The following is a 19363-nucleotide window of genomic DNA, read 5'->3' as shown; positions in this document are numbered from 1 at the left end:
CTGTTCACCTCAATCCGTCTTCATTAATAAAACTCTTTACACTCTAAATTGGAACGGCATTTCCATTCATTTTATACTGAACCAAAAAACCGGCATCACAACAACTTCTTCGCTTATGAATATCGAAGAATCTGCTAAATGCCGGTTAATTTATCTACATCAGGATTTTACGAATCCCACTTCATGTGATATAGAAAAATCAAACTAACAAGCGCTGCGACAAATAAAATATACGCGGTTCCCACGCACACTCCATTTACGATTGCTCTGAAATAGATTACATTCCTATTGTTAGCAATCCTGGAACGTTTGTCAATGATTTTTCGATTTCTCAAACGATAATCATTATCAATTAAAAAATTAATAATGTACCGTTGAACTATCTTAAATTTTACGTTATAGTTACACGAGATGACATGCAGAAAATGACATATCTAAGTTATTCAGAAGTTATTGATATACAGACGGTGCGTACTGTTTGTTATTAATACATATTCAAATGGCGGATTGGCCTCCAGGACCTAGAGCTTGGTCACTACTCCACCATAAACACAAGTGCTGAAACACGAGCACTTGTGTTTATGGTGGAGTTTTTTTATTCCTAATTTTTAAATTTAAAATCTGAAAGGAGCCTGAACCGTGACTGATAGTACGATCAAAATTACATTAAACGGACAGGAACTGAAAACGAAGAACAGCGCAACGATCCTTGAAGTGATTAACGAAAACAACATCGCTCATCCCCAGCTGTGTTACGTTCCCGAAGTCGATCCGATCCGCACCTGTGACACATGTATCGTGGAAGTGGACGGAAAACTTATGCGTTCCTGCTCAACACTGGCTTCGGATGGAATGAATATTCATTTACACTCGGATCGCGCGAAAGCAGCTCAAACCGAGGCTATGGACCGATTGCTAGAAAATCATCTCCTCTACTGCACAGTGTGCGATAACAACAACGGTAATTGTACTTTGCATAATACAGCAGAGCTTATGGAGATTGAACATCAAAAATATCCGTATCAACCGAAAGTTGACCCGGCAGAAGTAGATATGTCTCATCCCTTCTATCGATATGACCCCAATCAATGTATTGCATGCGGCCAATGCGTAGAGGTATGCCAAAACCTTCAGGTCAATGAAACGCTGTCCCTCGACTGGGAAGCTGAACGCCCTCGCGTCATATGGGATGACAGGGTTGCGATTAACGATTCCTCCTGCGTCAGCTGCGGTCAGTGTGTAACCGTCTGCCCATGCAATGCCTTGATGGAGAAATCTATGCTGGGAGAAGCAGGCTTCATGAGTGGCGTGAACAAGGATTTATTAAATCCGATGGTGGATTTAATAAAGGAAGTGGAGCCGGGCTATAGTGGGATTTTTGCTATTTCCGAAGTCGAAGCAGCAATGCGTGAAACCCGTACGAAAAAAACGAAAACCGTCTGTACGTTTTGCGGTGTAGGTTGCAGCTTTGAGGTTTGGACCAAAGGCCGCAAAATTTTGAAGGTACAACCTACCTCTGAGGGACCTGTTAACGGTATCTCGACATGCGTAAAAGGGAAATTTGGCTGGGATTTTGTGAACAGCGATCAGCGTTTGACCTCCCCTTTAATTCGTCAAGGTGACGAATTTGTGGAAGCTACCTGGGAAGAAGCCTTGAGCCTGATGGCCAGCAAAATGGGAACTATTCAAGAAACTTACGGCGGTGAGGCACTCGGCTTTATTTCTTCGTCCAAATTTACCAATGAAGAAAACTATTTGATGCAAAAGTTGGCTCGTCAGGTCTTCCAAACGAATAACGTCGATAATTGCTCACGGTATTGCCAATCTCCTGCGTCATGGGGGCTGCAATACACCGGAGGCATCGGTGGGGACAGCGGTACGATTAAAGACATTGCCAAAGCAGGTTTGGTCATGCTGGTCGGTTGCGCGCCGGGAGAAGGACATCCAGTGCTGGCTACTCGTATCAAACGTGCGCATAAGCTGCACGGTCAAAAGTTGATCTCGGTCGACCTGCGCAAGCATGAAATGGCAGAACGCGCAGATCTGTTCATTCGTCCGAAGCAAGGTACTGATTATGTATGGTTATCCGCTGTAGCCAAATACATCATTGAGCAAAACTGGCATGATGCAAAATTCATTGAAGAGCATGTAAACTTCTATCCTGAATATTTGAAGTTGCTAGATCGTTTCACCCTGGAATTTGCCGAACAGGAAACTGGTATTTCCAAAGAGACACTGATTCAGGTAGCGACTATGATTCACGAAGCCGACGGCACTGCCATTTGCTGGGGCATGGGTGTGACGCAAAACATCGCAGGCTCTTACACTTCGATTGCAATTGCCAACCTACTGCTGGTGACTGGAAACTTTATGCGTCCGGGTGCAGGCGCATATCCGCTTCGCGGACATAACAATGTTCAGGGTGCTGCCGATATGGGTACAATGCCGGATATTTTCCCGGGCTATCAGCCCGTGACGAACGATGTCGTTCGTGCCAACTTCGAAGCGGCCTACGGCGTACAAATTCCAGGTCAACGCGGACTGGACAACATTCAGATGCTGGAAGCTATTGAAACAGGTAAGCTCAAAGCGATGTATATCGCTGGAGAAGAGATGGCATGGGTGGATGCCGACTCCAACCATACCCAAGAAATGCTGGCGAATTTGGATTTCCTTGTCGTTCAGGATGTATTTTTGAGCAAAACAGCTGAATTCGCCGATGTCATTTTGCCAGCCGTACCTTCACTCGAAAAAGACGGAACCTTTACGAACACCGAACGTCGTGTCCAGCGTTTATATGAAGCACTCCGCCCTATGGGAGACAGTAAGCCGGATTGGTGGATTTTCAGCCAATTTGCCAAGCACATGGGATTTGATTGGGATTACAGCCATCCAAGTGAAATTTTCGAGGAAATGGCGTCGCTCACTCCATTTTTCTCCCAATGTAATTATGACGTATTGGAAGGCTGGAACAGCTTCCACTGGGGATCGCCGGATGGTAGCAATACACCGCTACTGCACACCAACGGCTTTAACTTTCCAGATAAAAAAGCGCGTTTGGGACTTTTCGAATATGTGCCACCGAAAGAGTACCCCGTTGAATTCGATCTGACCTTAAATAATGGTCGACTGCTCGAACAGTTTCATGAAGGAAATATGACGACCAAATCAGCGGGTATTCAGCTCAAACTTCCAAAAGTATTTGTGGAAGTGTCACCTGAATTGGCTGAAGAGCGCGGAATCCATAATGGATCGCTGGTTCGATTGGAATCCCCTTATGGTGCGGTCAAGCTACGCGTTCTGGTTACAGACCGGGTGCAGGGAACTGAAATTTATGTGCCGATGCACTCTACCAGCCATGATGGCGCGGTCAATCTGTTAACTGGTGGAGCGTTCGATGTGGTCACCCGTACACCGGCCTATAAACAAGCCAAAGTACGGATGCAAATTTTGGAGGTAGACGGTCAAAATCCACTACCACGTATCAATCCGCGTTACAAAAAGCGTCATCCGCAAAATGGGGTTGAAGTGGACCGTAAGTGGAATCGTCCCGGTTACGTCGATTTAGTGGATCAAAAATAAGGAGGTCAAGCCGTGGCTAAGCCTATTTCAATTGTGAGAAAACGCATTTTGACAGAAGAAGAACGGCAAAAACAATCGCTGGATCAGCTTACTGCTGATTTGGCGGACAATGGGGCGGCATTGCAGAAGACACTTGAAATCGTACGTGAGCTGCACGATAGTGGTCTTCTCGAAGCAGCTCAGTCTATGCTAAAGGCTAAAGAAAGCATCGCCAAAATCGCTGTAGGACAAGCGACGCGTAAGCCTGTGACGAACATCATCAATAATCTCATGGGAGCAGCAGGGATGCTGTCTGAGGTAGACCCCGAGCTGATGAAAAAGCTGGCAAACAGCGTTACTAATGGCCTGAACGAAGCCGATAAACATCTAAAGCAGAATAAAAAGACTCGTCTGCGCGATCTTATGAAGGCGATGAATGATCCAGATGTAAACCGGGCAATGGGATTTGGCATGCATTTTCTCAAAGGAGTGGGGAAAAGTTTGTCTGATAAATAACTCATAGAGCGTGAAGGTGGAAGACTAGTAACAACAGACAATAAAAAGAGCTGGCTCCGAAAACGGGGGCAGCTCTTTTTATTTATTTTTTATCCACCTGCAATAGCGTCACCGTTTTAAGAGAAACGGCATCTTTTATTTGCTCCTCTGCGATGACCTTGAGCTTAAGCAAACTGGCAATCTTCGACGTATCCGGCTTGGAAAACAAGCGCCATAGCTGCGGATCAGGCAGTGAATCATACAGCTTTGTATGATCGTATTCCTTGCGGTGCTGCTGTATAATCTTGACTCGGTAGTTGCCAATTTCCCAATCTGATACTTCCTGCTGTGCACAATGTGCGGTAATGTCATTACGCAAATCAGTCAGTTCACCTTCAATTTCTTTTTGCTTTTGCTTTAACTGGTAGTAGCGACGCACCTTGTTTTCCAATCCCATCACGCTCCTCTGCTTACATATGTATGTTTGCAGAAGCGTTTTAGGACAAGTTTTGTAATGTTAGATTTAAAGGTATAACTGTAAAAGCATTTCCCGGGTAATGGAAAGGTCCATAAGTTGAGAGCATCATCATCCAAACTTTATTTCAGGATTTTGCAAAATCCTCATTTAGGTACATTCGCCCCTGGATTTACAGGCCCTGCTCCTTGGGATTTCCCCTTACGCTTCATATAATTGGCCCAGTATGCCGTTAGAATAGGTACCAAAATCGAGGTCACAATGACCGAAGCGGCAACTAATGCCGTTGCAGATTGCGCTACAGGCAGAAACTCAGGCTTGATGTTGGCGACAATGACGGGATTCGCTACTGCTGCACCTGCTGTACTGGAGGCTGCAATTCCTGCTGTACCGTTGCCTCCGCCGATATATTTGTCTGCCAGAATCAGTGGAATACCTGTAACTATAATGACAAAAATACCCAATAAAATACCAAGCATACCTGTCTGGACAATGACACTCAGGTCAATGGAACAACCAAGTGCAAAACCGAAAAATGGAATCAAAGCTTGCGTTGCGTTCCCAAAATATTTTCGGAAATCATGATCCAGATTGCCCAGCATAAAGCCGACCAAAAATGGTAATACCGCCCCCACAAATGTCTGCGGTTCAAAAACGGCCAGCCCGGTGCTACCCAAAATAATCATGGTCACCAACGGACCCGATTCCAGTGACATCAGTACAAATGCTCCTGCCTCTTCCTTGGAGCCATACTGCTGCATAATGGAGGCGTATAACCCGCCGTTCGTCATATCCATAGCCGAGATCAGCGCCAGCACCGACAAACCTGCAAATAGTCCACTTTCTACACCACCAACAGGCAGCAATCTGGATGCAATGATCGCCACTACCCACGCAACCGCGATTTTAGTCAATACGAGCGTTCCTGATTTACGCAATACAGTACCCGTCGCTCGCACATCTATAGAAGCACCCATACAAAAAAACCACACTGCTAAAATGGGTACCGTACCTGTCATCAGCCCCTTGGTAAAAGATCCAAAATAGTCGCCTGCCCATGGAGTAAATGTATGAAAAAGCGCGCCAATAAACAGCGGCACCAGCATAATGCCCCCTGGAATTTTATCAATGTTTTGTTTGATTTTCATAACTTCGTTCAACCCTTTCGTTTTTGCCAATGCAAAAACAAGGCCGTATTACTTGCGGCTCAAGCCGAGCTCGGGAATCAGTCTCGCGAAGGTATCGTGACTCTCCTTCAGTTGCCGCGCGAATGCCTCTGCATCCTGTACACGCAATCCCAACCCATGCTTACGCATTTCCTCCCTGAATTCCTCGTCTTTCGTCCCCTTGATCAGTGCATCCGTCAGCGTTTGAGCAACTTCATCCGGTGTATCCTTGGGTACAGCCAGCCCTCTCCAAGTGCCAATAAAATGTACACGCAGCCCAGTGGCTTGCTGTAGTGTCGGCACTTTTGGAAACGCTTCCGAAATAGTGTCTGCCTGGATCGCCAGTATGCGAAGTTTCCCTTCGTCCACGTATTTCTTCACTTCTGCGGGACTGACGGGTACAGCATCCACAAATCCGCTCATCAAAGCGGAGACGGCTGGGCCTGCTCCCTCATAAGGGATATGGGTAAAGCGGACTCCGCTTTTCTGCTCCAGCATTGCGGCAGCAAGGTGCCATATGCTCCCCGTGCCTGCATTCCCCATTTTGAGCTTGCCGGGATGGGCCCCAGCATCCTCCAGAAATGCCTCCGCTGTCTTCCATGGTGCATCCGCCCGGACCGTAATGGCGGAAGGGTCCATATTGGTTTGAAGCAGCGGCTTAAATCGCTCATAGGTGAGCGGTAGCAGTCCCAAATGAGGCAACGTAGTCAGCTCAGCGACCAGATACGTTACGGTATAACCGTCCGCCTGCGCCTCAGCCCCTTCCATCAGCCCGACAGAACCGCCTCCCCCCGTTCGATTAACGACGATGATCGGCTGACCGAGATGCTTTTCGGCGGCTTTCGCCAACGCTCTCGCGGTAATATCTGTACCGCCTCCGGCTGCATAAGGAACGACGAGTGTTATTGGCTTCGTAGGAAATATACGGCTGTGATCCTGCAAGGTGCGGTGATCCACATATTCACTGATACTCAAGGCAGAAAGCATAGCTACTCCCGCCGCAACCAGCACATATTTTTGCCATGGCTTTTTCTTCATTACGTTTCCTCTTCTCCAAAAATGAACTGGGCCCGTCATGCGCCCGTTTTCACCTCCAACGTTTTCGGTCTTGTTGTTTGCGTTTACATGAAGTCAATGTACCGCAACGTGGAGGGCTACAGCTATCGCTTAATCTTCGTATTTATCTTCTATTTCGCCAAAGTATCGACCTTTTAACCGATCTGCATATTCATTGGAAGATTTGCTGATTTGTCTGAATTTCCCTGGGGTCACTTGTTTGTGCTTGCGGAATACCCTAATAAAGCTGTTCTCATTTCGGTATCCGACCTGTTCTGCAATTTCACCGATTTTCAAATGGGTTTCACATAGTAATGTGCATGCCTTTTTTACGCGTAATCCAGTCAAATAATCGTAAACGGTGGTCCCCGTTTCTTCCTTGAACATGCTGCTCACCGAGGACACGCTCATGTGAACATGATCAGCAATTTCCTGAAGCCCGATGTTCAAATGCAAGTGATGTTCCATATATTCGATCATCTCTTGTACACGCACAAAATCTTTGGACTGAATGCGACCGTGCCATTTTTCTTCAATATCAGTCAACATAATGACCAGCAACACCTCAATGTCTTGAAGGTCTAGCGTCAGAATCTGATTCCAGTGGTAATCAGCAAGCTGATCCGGCGGCGTCACACTCTGAATGGTACACCATTTTAGCAAATCTTCCAGCAATTCATGAACAAACAAGTAAACCTGGGCTGGGGATGTTCTGTGGAGTCGAAGTTCTTCTACCCAGTGGCTGATTAACTTTACACTTGCACCAGGTTCCTGTGACTCCAGGGCACGAATCATTTCCACACGCCAATTGTCCAGCAATGTTGAATCCTGAATCTGCTCCTTTGACTGTTCATCCACTGTGTTATCCTTTTTCACACTTATGCTGCTGTCTATATTCGTATATGAACGTCCATACCCCTCATACAAACGCAAATTAAGGGCCTCTTTTCCTTTTATAAAAGACGCCCGTGCCTCTTGAATATCCGTGACCATGTGACCAATCCCTATAGAAATCGTCAAAGGAAGATACTCACCGACAACCTGAATCAGCCTATCCACGCTTTTCTGAAGCAAAATGCTCTCTTGGAGGTCAGTCTCTGTACCAACTTCATTCGAACTCTCGCTGAACTGTAGCAGCACAATAAAACCACTTTCCTCCTCCGGCGAGCATACTGCTTTCCAGTGAGGTTCGAGCATCTCTAGCAAAATATTGTTCAGCGCATACTTGAGCAGCATTTTATCTTCTTCTGGAAAGCTTGCGGCCCACGCAGAATACCGGTCAATGGACACGATCATGACAAACAAAGAATGGCCGTCCCAATCGGAAAAATACTGTTCCCATTTCATACGCATTTCCTGTATGCCCATTCTACGCTGGATGACATCTTCCATATATTTAGAACGCAGCTCCGGCAAGCTTCGCTCTACCACCAATGATTTGCGGTGAAACTCTCCAACCAGTTTGCTAATCACAGGTTCCAGGTCATACAATCCTCCTTGGCGCGTTCCCTTATTGCCCGAATTCAATAGGCTATTGATTTTTTTCATGGGGCGAAAAGCTGCATAATTGTAATAGTAAACTGCTGAGCACCCAGCCAGTATGGAGATAAAGGCCAGCCACAGCATCATATTGCGCGCCAGCTTTACATTTTTCAGCAGCTTGTCCATCGGAACGAGCGATACTAGACGCCAGCCTGTTACATCTGAAAAGGTTTGGTTGGCCATATATTCCATGTCCCCTATCTCCACATAAGCATAGGGACTCACATCCAGCTCTTTCAAAATCCTGCCCATATCATTTAAGGGTAAGGACGATCTCAGCTTGGGATAGATCAACTCGCCCTCCAGATCGTACACGTATTGCGAGTTGGATAAATGAATATACAGTTTGGAGAAAAAACGGTCGTAATCCAGATTGATTAGCACCGCACCCATGACCTGACCATTCTCTACTATGGGCCTGGCCAGCGAAAGCAGCTCTACCGTCCCCTGCTCACGATCGGTGCCGTACCATCTCCGTTTAATCAACAACGGCTTTTTTTGAATGTCCTGAATCCAGGGAACCCATGTAGTATCCGGTGCCTGCTTCCAATCAGGCATGTAACCATAATTGCTGGATACGAGAGCATGATTGTCCAAAGAAATAACTTCAACCGAATAAATTTCTTCGTGCGAAGAAAGGGTTTTCAAGTATTTCTGAAGCCGATCTATGACGGAGGCCTTGTCTTCCAGCGATTCCCCATCTGTTTGGACACGTACAAAGGCCTCTACGTCTGGATGATATGCTGCGTCCAGCGCCTTGTTATCAGACTCACGAAAAGCCCGATTGGTCACATCCAGATTGATTTGCAGCAATTCTATATTGGGTGTGTTCAGCTCGGTATCCAAACCTTCACGGTATCGTGAATACGATAGCAAGCCGATCACGCTAATTACAAGCGACACGCACAGAGTGAGCAGTAGAATCAATCTTGTCTGTTTATTTTTCAATATCAATCGAAGCTTAAGTCGCAACATTCCCGTAACTTCATCCTTCCGGACTTCGTTGTCCATCTTCCTCTTGCCAATATACGTGGTGACATATTCTCCCTAAATCTATTTGACGTAAGAGTTGGAATTCCCTGCCTATGTAAATCAAACTTAATAGAAGTCACATCATTAAAATAAAAAAGAAGAAGTCTCCCTGTACAAGGTAGAACTCCTTCTTTGGCACTGCTTGTATCATTATTCAGCAAAAACAGATACTCGCTTCACAGGTTTTAGCTTGTCTATTCCACCTGAAAACGATCTAGCTCCCGCTGCATTTCCTCGCGAATCTGACGAAGCTCTTTTACCTTCTCAGCCGATTCCTCAAATGAACGCTTCTGCTCCACCGTGGAAGCCGTAATCTCTTCACTGCCTGCGGCGGATTGCTGAGTGATTGCGCTGATATTTTCAATAGCTTGCTGTACCTGTACGCTCAGTTCTCGCGATACATTCATGTCCGTTGATAGCTTGCTGACTTGGCCGGCAATTTGCTGCACTTTGCCACTAATCTCTGTAAACGATTCTCCGGTTGAGGAGGTTGCCTTCTCCTGCTCACGGAACAGCTCCTGACTTTGCGCTACAGAAGTCTTCACCTTACCCATAGCCTGCGTGATACTGTCAACAGCAGTATAAATTTTCTTTACAGCAGACTCTGATTGATTCGCCAGCTTTTTCACTTCATTGGCAACAACAGCAAAACCTTTTCCTGCTTCACCTGCACGTGCAGCCTCAATAGAAGCATTCAAGGACAACAGCGATGTTTGGCTGGCAATTTCGGAGACATATCCAGTCATGGTTGTAATCTCGGCTGCATTAGCCTCCAGCTCCTTGACCGTCTGCTCCACTTCGGACATGGCTGAACGATTTTCTGCAACAATACGCAGTTGATCGCTCATGACCCGCGTACCCTGCTCAATGACACGCAAAGCATCCTCACTATACGCAGTCGATTGTGTGGTCTCCAGCAGATTCGATTCAAACTTCTGCTGCATCTCGTCCACAACGCCAACTGTCGACGACAGATCCTCAGCAATTTTCTGACTGCCTATTGCCAGTTCCTCTGTTGACGTGCTGACTTGTGTCACAATTTCCTTCATAGCCTCATTATGCTGATCAATATCCCGAGCCATCAGATCGACACGATTACCCGCCTGATCAATGGAGAGTACAATGCTGCGCAAGTTCCCGATCATCACCCGGAAAGATTCATTGAGCTCGTCCAGCTCATCGCGTCCCTTCGTTTGTGCGAGCTGCACTGTCAGATTCCCCTCAGCAATTTGCTTTGCGGCATCCGTTAACTTGCGTGTTCTAAGGGCAAGCTGCCTGGAGGTATATGTATTATATAGCCCAACCGCCACCAGAAGTATAACTGCACCTGCCAAGGCCAATTGCCATGTAAAACGAATGCTCTTGGTCAAATCTTCTGTGTATTGGTCATAACGTGCCTTGGTCAGCAGATCCAGCATAAATACATCGTTCTGAATCCCTTGGGCACGCATGGCCTCCCGCTTGGACTCCGGGCTGTTTTGGGTACTCATGGCTTTCTCCGTTGCTACTTTCAATTGGCTGAATTTTGTTTTAATCGTATTCAGTCGCTTTTGCTGCGCTTCGGTTTGCATCATACCCTGTGAAAGCAAAGCAATCGTCTTTTCAGACTGAGTCAGTTGATTTTGCACATCGGCTTTGTTGCTCTCCGTCATGGAAGCTGAATAATTTTGCAGTGCCTGCCCTGACTGAATCAAATAGGCATTGAGCTGCTGTACATTCAACATAGCCGGAACAAGATTACTGCTTTGCGAGTTAATACGAATTAATTCAAAAATGATATAAGCCACTAAAGCCAGGCAAGCGATCAGGGAAATCATCGCGTTCAGCACCAGTTTACCTTGCAGTTTCATCAGCATTCATCCTCCGTTTGCAAAAATTTATTGGGTGGGAACAGTAAGTGTGCCGGATTTGATTTTTTCCATTAAATCATCCATCACCTTTTGCTGATCCGGCTTCAGTGTCACGACACGAATAGGTGCCAGACCTATACCATCTTCCGCAAGACCAAACACCATGTCCTTCTCCGTAAATTTTCTTTGATGATCTGCAAAGCCTTTGACTACTGTATAAATTGCACTGTCTACATTTTTAATCATCGAGGTCACTACCGCTTTTTCCGCAATGAAAAACTGGTCGCTATCGACCCCGATGGCGAATTTTTGCTGCTTCTGTACTTCTTGTAGCGCACCCACGCCCGTAAGGCCTGCTGCTGCATAGATGACATCAATCTGATCCTGATTGATCATGTCATCTGCAATTTGCGTACCCAGCTCCGGCTTTCCAAAATCTCCTGCATACGTAGCGGTGACTTTGGCATTAGGCTTGACTGAGTGAACCCCTGCACTATATCCAATTTCAAACTTTTTCAGCAGAGGAGATTCCACGCCTCCGAGAAAGCCCACCTGTTCAGTGCGACTCGTTAAACCTGCGACAACTCCGGCCATAAAGCTACCTTCTTCTTCTTTAAAGGTGATAGAGGCCACATTCGGTAAATCTGATTTCTCATCCACGATTAAAAATTTACGGTCCGGATATTTTTTGGCAACGCTTTCCAGACTGTCCTTGACCATGTAACCCAATCCAACGATTAAATCAGCTTTTTCTTGAGCAAGCTGTTCAAAAGCCGCATCATACGTCTTGGTCTCCGTTATTTCTCGGTATTCAAAAACAATTTTCCCCTCATCCCGTGCTTTGACCAAACCTCGAAAAGCCGCGTCGCTGTAAGATTGGTCACCCAGACCAATATCTGACAGTACGATTCCCACCTTAATGGGCTGGACCTTGGTTTGTGCTACCGATTGCCCACATGCACATAGCAATAATGCAAAGATTGTGACAATGGGAATCCACCTAAAAGTTAACAATATAGCTCGCTTCTTCATGACATATCACCTCAGCATAATTTGGAAATCCCCAACATCTTTATATCGGTTATAAAAGCATATTTTTTCATAATAATTTCTGTAAATTCAGTTCTTCTATTTTATTATGAAAAAATAGAAGGGACTGACCACCAGGCTTGAATAACATCGCCTAACAATCAGTCCCCAATCTTATTTACTTTTACTCCATTTGGAAGCAATCACTTCGGTTTTACTTTCTATGAGATCCATGACTTCCTCGTGGCGTTTCGTCTTGAATAAATTAATCATGTCGATCAAGTCGTTGCGGTCTAATAATTTAACCCCGTTGACAGCAGCAAGTGTTTTACAGGATTCCGTATAACGGCCGGAGGTGATGACGACAGACTTGTCGGCCGCATAATAACGCATAGAGGTATAAATTTCCTGCACCGCGCCCAAACCTACCGGATGTTGTACCCCATAACGTTTGGCCTGTATGACAACTCTGACGCCTTCACGGTCTGTAAAAACCAGATCCGCTCCAAAATCCCGGCTACTGGTTGTTTTATAGATGTCCTTATAACCAAGCGCGGATAATAACCGCTGCAAATAAAGCTCAAATTCCGAGCCATCCTCCATACGATCTATATCCTGAATTCCAATTTTGCGCGGGTCCAGATCACGTAAAATCCGATTTCTGCGACTACGTATCAGTCCTCTGATGATGAGCGCAAACAACACTAAAAGTACAATGAGTCCTATTCCTAATTCCTTGTATGCCAATAATTTCTCTAGCAACATCCAACTCTCCCTTTTCTACCATAAGCGTAGCCGTATCATCCTTAACAGGGAACTTTTCTATGCACGCTGGCTCCCGTATTACATCTCTCTTTATCACATAACAATAGCCCCGCCAGATTCGACGGGGCTATCTTCGTCTTGCCTCAAAGCTGTCTAAACTCCATACTCCGCATTATTATTCGCGATTCAGCAAAGATTCTCCGGCAATACCAGGCTGAGTCATTTGGTACGGGTCCAATATAATGTCCAGCTCCTCCTCGGTCAGTACATTGTACAGCAAGCACAGCTCGCGCACCGATTTCCCAGTCGTAATTGCTTCGCGAGCAATGCGTGATACCACCTCATATCCAAGGTGCGGATTAAGCGCTGTAATAATGCCTACACTGTTCTCTACATATTCACGACAACGCTCCACATTCGCTTCAATTCCTTCCACACAATGAATGCGGAAGACGTGGAAGCCCTGCTTCATAATTTCCAGCGATTGCAGTAGGTTGTACACCAGTACGGGTTCCATTACATTCAGCTCGAGCTGACCAGCCTCTGAAGCCAAGCAGATTGTATGATCATTACCAATGACCTGAAAAGCAATTTGGTTAATGACCTCACACATCACCGGATTTACCTTGCCCGGCATAATGGATGACCCTGGCTGGCGGGCAGGCAGACTCAGTTCCCCGAGACCCGCACGTGGTCCGGAAGCCATCAAACGGATGTCATTTGCCACCTTAGACATATTCATCATACAAATTTTCAAGGCGGCAGACACTTCAGTATAAGCATCCGTATTTTGTGTAGCATCTACAAGATTTTCGTCAGCTTCCACAGGGAAGCCACTGACGTCTGCCAGTACCTCTGCGACACGCTGAATATAACGACGGTCTGCGTTCAGGCCAGTACCCACCGCAGTTGCACCCATATTAATCGTTAGCAGGTGCTGCTTGGTCGCACGGACGCGTCCGATATCACGACCCAGCACACGCGCATAAGCCTGAAACTCCTGCCCTAATCGAATCGGCACTGCATCCTGCAAGTGAGTTCGCCCCATTTTAATCACACTATCAAACTCATTTGCCTTGCGGGAGAATGCTTCCTGAAGCTCACTCATGGTAGCTAACAGCTTATCAATCATACTTAATACAGCCAAGTGTACGGCTGTAGGAAAAGCATCGTTCGTCGATTGCGCCATATTAACATGATTATTAGGACTGATCTCCTGATAATCTCCGCGTTGCTTGCCAATCAGCTCCAGCGCGCGGTTCGCAATCACTTCATTTGTATTCATATTAATGGACGTGCCTGCGCCGCCTTGAATCGGATCGACGATGAAATGATCATGCAACTGTCCTTGTATAATCTCATCAGCAGCCTGAATAATGGCCTCTGCTTTGGGGCGGTGTAAACGGGTTAGTTCCATATTTACCGTCGCTGCTCCCTTTTTTACAATCGCCATGGCTTTAATCAACTCAGGGTGCAGTTTTTGGCCTGTAATTGGAAAATTTTCTTTTGCCCTCAACGTTTGTACACCATAATAGGCATCTGATGGCACTTCCTTGGTACCTAAAAAATCATGCTCCAACCTCATATTCTCTGATTCCTCCGCTGTGTTTACTACGTTTCTTCAATTCAGTACAGCCAAATTGACATAAAAAGACCTTTTCTGATCCCCTCTTCATTATACGTTTCTATTCCCGTGCTTTTCCAGTTGAATAAACGCGGAAAAAGCTATGTAATCCTATGACAAGTTATGATTCCCCGTATATACCACACTTATTCGATAAATGCTCAGCTATGACTTGAATACGGATTTAATGGCTTATAATAATATCGAGTGGCATGAAGCTGACCGTCGGCTGATTGAGCATACCCCGGAATAACACCAGCTTCTACGAACCCGATCGACTCGTATAGTCCATTGGAGGGATCACCCACCCGTGTATCTAGCACCAGTAACGTTCTATCCTGACTTAGTGCCTCTTCTTCCGCTGCCTTCATTAACTGTCGTGCGATCCCCAGTCTGCGTCCGGACGGATGCACCATAAGCTTTGCAATTTCCGCACGATGAATAGCGTTAGCTTTTTGCGCCAAATGCAGCTGGACCGTCCCTACAGGTACTCCGTCCTTCTCGGCAATCCACAGAACTACGCCGTCCTCAAGTACATTGTTCCAATAAGCTGCTGCTTCCTGATAACCTAATGGGGGTAAGAAACCTATAGATGCACCGTCTGCAACCACGTCGATTAACAGTCGACTTAGCGAATCTGCCAGGGCTTCGTTCAGAGCTTGAACAGGGTAGACTCTCATTTCGTTAGACATTGTGATTCCTCCCGATGAGTTCGATAACATACAATAAAGAAAGCAAACTATCTTTTTAGGATAGTTTACTTTCCATGATACTTCGTTTACTTCATCGTTCTCATTTCCATTACTGCTCTGCCATATAAAAGAACTCCCACAGATGACCATCCAAATCCTGAAAGCTCCATCCATACATAAAACCATGATCTTGAGGTTCGTTTGAGGGCTTGCCACCCGCTTCCAAAGCCTTGTGGACGATCTCGTCTACCTTTTCTCGACTCTCCACCGATAAGGCAACAATTGCTTCTGTGCTTTTTGTGGCATCTGAAATTTCCTTTGTCGTGAACGCTTTAAAACGTTCTTCAACCAATAACATGACAAAAATATGCTCACTAACAACCATACAGGTTGCATGTTCATCAGTGAACTGAGCGCTGAATTCAAATCCGATGGTAGTGAAAAAATCAATGGACTGTTGCAGATTTTTAACTGGCAAATTCACAAAAATTTGTTTAGCTGTTACTCCCACGACATTTCACCTCTTCATTCGTCATTCATTCTACTTTATCATACTATCTCTCCACAAAAGATAACTTAACTATCGTATAAAGTCAATCAATCTGACATTTGTATAGTGAAGTTTCCTATTCCCAATGTAGCTTATCCAGTGTGCGAGATAATACAGCCGCAGCTTCTGCCCTCGTCACGGATGTAGCCGGGCCAAAACGGCCTTTCTCGTCTCCCTTCATAATACCTAGTCCAGACAAAGTCTTCACAGCCGGAGCTGCCCATGTAGAAATCTCCTGCGCATCCGATAATGATACGGATATACTTTCAATCACTTCTCCTGTATGTTCTTCTGTGTTCCCAGCGAAGCGCAAGGCTCTCTCTATGATCACAGCCAGTTCCTCCTTCGATACCGGTGTATCGGGACGGAAGCTTCCGTCAGCATACCCGTTGATCAGCCCGGCTGCTGCTGCGGTACGTACGGAATCCGCATACCACGATTCGGTTTGAACGTCGTCAAAGCTCGTCAGCGTACGATCTGTACGCTCCAGTCCAAGCACACGAACCAGCATCGCTGCCAGTTCAGAGCGTCGCATCTGGCCTTCAGGCTCAAAATGCACGTTCGCTAAGTCCCTTTCACGAGTCGCACTAGCTGTAGAGGCTGTTGAATGGGTCCCCGTCACAAGCAGGCGAGTTGCCAACCGTGTAATGTCTTGCTGCGCCCAATGGCCGGATATATCCATGAACGTTCTGACTTCACCAGAAGCCCCGCCATCAAGCACAGCGTAAGTCCCTCCCGAACGTCCATACACGGTTATTTCCTCACTCGCAGCGTGAAAAGGAACAGGTTGATAGGACAGCTGTCCGGCTTGGTTGGTCGATACCTTCACTACAGCAAGCTGGTCTGCATCGCCCGTTGCAGGAACACGTAACAGATAACGTTCATACCCACTACCAGAATCTCCGTTACCCGCCAAAAGCTGTTTCCGTCCATCCTCGTTTCTCAGCTCAGCGGCGATATCCAAAGCCTGTAACAGTTTGCGCCCTGTCGGAACATCCAAGCGTTTAGCCAGTTCTTCGTTCGAAATGATGGAAAAATTCAAGGAAATTTGTTTTGCAGGCACCTGCCAGGTATCAGCCAGTTTCTGAAGAGACAAACGACTTGTTGCTATCTCATATCCACCCTGTGGCGTTTCCACTCGAAGGGTACGAATACGGTCGTTCAAGACGGCTCCCAAAGCTTCCCCGTTTAAATGAACCTCGTACGTCCTCGCTTCTACTTGCTCCTCTGCACGGATCACAAGCGTACCCTTCGCACCATTTTGAATGGCCTTTTGTATTTCAGCAGCTGTTACTTGAGCAACTGCCTTTTTCAGTCCATTTTGCTCTACTCCGATCATCACAGACTTAACTTGCACCACATTTGTACCAGACAGGCTGCTTCCATTGGGTTCACTACTGGCGGTCTGACCCTGTCCATTTACCGTTCCATTCACGTTACCGCCATTTCCAGTGTTACCGTTTCCTTCGTTATCCTGCCGATCCTCATCATCATCGTCATTTCGGCCACTCCCACCATCTGTCGGTGGTTCTTCCGTTTTGCGCGGCACATCTATTTGCGCAACCAACGGATCATGATCGCTGACCCGCCCGTCTGCCGTACTAAAGTCCGCATTCATATGAACGATATCCAGCACGGATGTTTTGCTTAGTGACGGGCTGACCAGCATATGATCCAATGTTTGCGAGTTACCTTCATAAATATAGGAGTACCGTTCCTTTTCATCCAAATGGTCAATCAGATTGGTCAATTCATGCCCCCGTAGCAAAGCCAGCGTTTCCGAAAATTGAAAATCATTCAGGTCACCGAGCAACACCATATTGGCCTTAGGGTTCACTTGCAGTACCGACTTTACAAAGCCATCCACAATTGTTGCAATCTTCGCACGCTGTATTTCGCTGCTTCGCACAGGCGGCTGAATTCCTCCAAATGGCGCTTGATCGCCCCCTTTGGAATTAAAATGGTTAGCGACCACAATCACCTGCTGGCCTTCAAACTCAAATTCAGCGGCCAACGGCTTGCGCGAGTCTTCAAATGACGCATTCAGGGGATCAATCCGACCCGGGTTGAGAGAGAGTCCCTGCACTCCATAAGTGACAGACGTAACTGAATCCCCCTTGGGCTTGTCGGTCAGCGTAACACGTTGCGGATTGTACAAGAAGCCAACACGGATGTTGCCACCGGGGGCACCGCCATCCTTATTATTTTCAGGGGCAATATCTGTAAAAGCGTACTCCGGGCCTCCATGAGCACGAATCGCCTCTATGAGCACACGGAAGCTTTCGGAAGCGTCTGTGGTGCCATCGTCTTTCTCACCGTTATTATCCTGCACTTCCAGCAATCCTATGATATCCGGATGATTCAAATTTACGGCAATAGCCTGCCCCAGCTGATCTATTCGTTTTCCATCACCGGGATCGAAGTTTTCCACATTAAAAGAAGCTACTGTCAGCTTACGATCATCGCGTATCAAATGCGTATTGGCTGGCTGGAGGCCGCCAGGTACAACATCCGGCATACGCTCTGGCAGCAGCTTATAATTGCTAAAGCTATAGCTCACCACACCTGTGATAGGACCCGCAAAACGATCGCCTGTTTTCAAAGGACCCGAAGGCTTCGCATCAATCAGAATCCGTTGCGGGTTCAGACTTCTTTCTGTCAGCATGAGTCCGCCTGCCTCCGTTACAACCTCACCTGTGTTTGGACCGTTATCAATTCGGACTGGAATTTCATAGCCATAAGGACCAATTACAGTGGCATCCCTCAACTCTACACGCATGCCTTCCAGGCTTTCGAAAAAGTCCAAGCCATCCTCCTGTGGATCAAACACCGTCATTCCGTCATTATCCACAACAGATGTCGGCATCACACGTCCCTGTTCTCCTAGCAAAATTGGAGCTGGCAATGGACGATCATTGGCAATTACCTTAACCGAAGAAGCCACAATTTCTGTGGTCGTCAAGTCGATTGGCTTACTTGCATATGTTCTTTCCGTGTATTCCTTCACCGAACCGCTAACCCTTACCTCATCCCCAACTTGTGCACCGTGACTAGGCTTGTACACTAAAATGGCTTCGGATGTTTTTTCATCCTGATCCACTTGAGCATCCAACTCTTGGATATAGAAGCTGCTCCCCTTCACCATCGTGACAACGCCTTCAATATCCGCTACTTTTTGTCCTTCATATGGAGAACGGTGTGCTGCCCCCTGTACATCATGGATGCGAAGCTTTTTAGGAAAATAGACATCTGCATATACACTTGCCCCTACAGTTACGGGTGAAGGTTGCACCTCTTTTCCTGCAAAAGATGCAGGCTCTGCCGAAGCTTTTCCACTGGACAACCCTACCGGTCCTCCAGCTGAAAGCACCAGTATGACACTGAGCCATGTGATCCCGAACCTTTTTAATTTCGTGGGTAATATTTTTACTATGTATTCTTGTTTCATCAAAAGATACTCCCCTCCCCATTTTTACTATGATTACGCTTACAAATATATTCTTCTTTTAAGATACCATAAATTAGT

13 protein-coding genes are annotated in these 19363 nt (G+C 46.4%); 2 read left to right on the top strand and 11 right to left on the bottom strand.

What is annotated here, in order from left to right; genetic code table 11:
• Window positions 1–639 precede the first annotated feature (639 nt).
• Together fdhF and MHB46_RS23200 are read left to right on the top strand one after the other, a co-directional pair.
• Window positions 640–3582, top strand: a complete 2943-nt coding sequence (fdhF, locus tag MHB46_RS23205; protein ID WP_341163568.1) for a formate dehydrogenase subunit alpha — start codon at window positions 640–642, stop codon at window positions 3580–3582.
• A 12-nt stretch (window positions 3583–3594) separates the two neighbouring features.
• Window positions 3595–4077, top strand: a complete 483-nt coding sequence (locus MHB46_RS23200; RefSeq protein ID WP_341163567.1) for a DUF1641 domain-containing protein — start codon at window positions 3595–3597, stop codon at window positions 4075–4077.
• 82 nt (window positions 4078–4159) lie between these two features.
• Here MHB46_RS23200 and MHB46_RS23195 read toward each other — a convergent pair whose 3' ends face one another.
• The 11 genes from MHB46_RS23195 to MHB46_RS23145 form a co-directional block, all read right to left on the bottom strand.
• The gene (locus MHB46_RS23195) at window positions 4160–4513 is read right to left on the bottom strand and encodes a hypothetical protein (RefSeq protein WP_013311244.1); all 354 of its coding nucleotides are present in this window, start codon (window positions 4511–4513) and stop codon (window positions 4160–4162) included.
• 164 nt (window positions 4514–4677) lie between these two features.
• Entirely contained in the window at window positions 4678–5679 is a 1002-nt protein-coding gene (gene kdgT / locus MHB46_RS23190) for a 2-keto-3-deoxygluconate transporter (protein WP_341163566.1), read from the bottom strand.
• Window positions 5680–5727: 48 nt separating this feature from the next.
• Window positions 5728–6735: a tripartite tricarboxylate transporter substrate binding protein gene (locus MHB46_RS23185; protein ID WP_322174639.1), complete on the bottom strand. Its 1008-nt coding sequence runs from the start codon at window positions 6733–6735 to the stop codon at window positions 5728–5730.
• Window positions 6736–6864: 129 nt separating this feature from the next.
• Window positions 6865–9306, bottom strand: coding sequence for an AraC family transcriptional regulator (locus tag MHB46_RS23180; RefSeq protein WP_341163565.1), 2442 nt, complete (start codon window positions 9304–9306; stop codon window positions 6865–6867).
• 215 nt (window positions 9307–9521) lie between these two features.
• On the bottom strand, window positions 9522–11177 hold the full coding sequence (locus MHB46_RS23175; protein ID WP_341163564.1) for a methyl-accepting chemotaxis protein: 1656 nt from the start codon (window positions 11175–11177) through the stop codon (window positions 9522–9524).
• A gap of 27 nt (window positions 11178–11204) precedes the next feature.
• A complete protein-coding gene (locus MHB46_RS23170; RefSeq protein WP_053325825.1) occupies window positions 11205–12209 on the bottom strand; it encodes a BMP family lipoprotein in 1005 nt (334 codons plus the stop codon).
• A gap of 171 nt (window positions 12210–12380) precedes the next feature.
• Window positions 12381–12971, bottom strand: a complete 591-nt coding sequence (locus MHB46_RS23165; protein WP_341163563.1) for a restriction endonuclease — start codon at window positions 12969–12971, stop codon at window positions 12381–12383.
• Between the two features lie 175 nt (window positions 12972–13146).
• Complete coding sequence (aspA, locus tag MHB46_RS23160; protein WP_103049539.1) at window positions 13147–14556, bottom strand: aspartate ammonia-lyase; 1410 nt, start codon at window positions 14554–14556, stop codon at window positions 13147–13149.
• A gap of 200 nt (window positions 14557–14756) precedes the next feature.
• Window positions 14757–15287 carry a GNAT family N-acetyltransferase gene (locus MHB46_RS23155; RefSeq protein WP_103049538.1) on the bottom strand — a complete coding sequence of 177 codons (531 nt, stop codon included), beginning with the start codon at window positions 15285–15287 and terminating at the stop codon, window positions 14757–14759.
• Between the two features lie 109 nt (window positions 15288–15396).
• Window positions 15397–15798, bottom strand: coding sequence for a VOC family protein (locus MHB46_RS23150; RefSeq protein WP_023989581.1), 402 nt, complete (start codon window positions 15796–15798; stop codon window positions 15397–15399).
• A 115-nt stretch (window positions 15799–15913) separates the two neighbouring features.
• Window positions 15914–19285 (bottom strand): S-layer homology domain-containing protein, encoded by a 3372-nt coding sequence (locus MHB46_RS23145; RefSeq protein WP_341163787.1) that lies wholly within the window; start codon window positions 19283–19285, stop codon window positions 15914–15916.
• Window positions 19286–19363 lie beyond the last annotated feature (78 nt).

The sequence above is a fragment of the Paenibacillus sp. FSL H7-0703 genome, assembly GCF_038003485.1.
Classification (GTDB): Bacteria; Bacillota; Bacilli; order Paenibacillales; family Paenibacillaceae; genus Paenibacillus; species Paenibacillus polymyxa_B.
The sequence above is the reverse complement of the archived record's forward strand: the minus strand, read 5'-3'. Positions and strand labels throughout refer to the sequence as shown.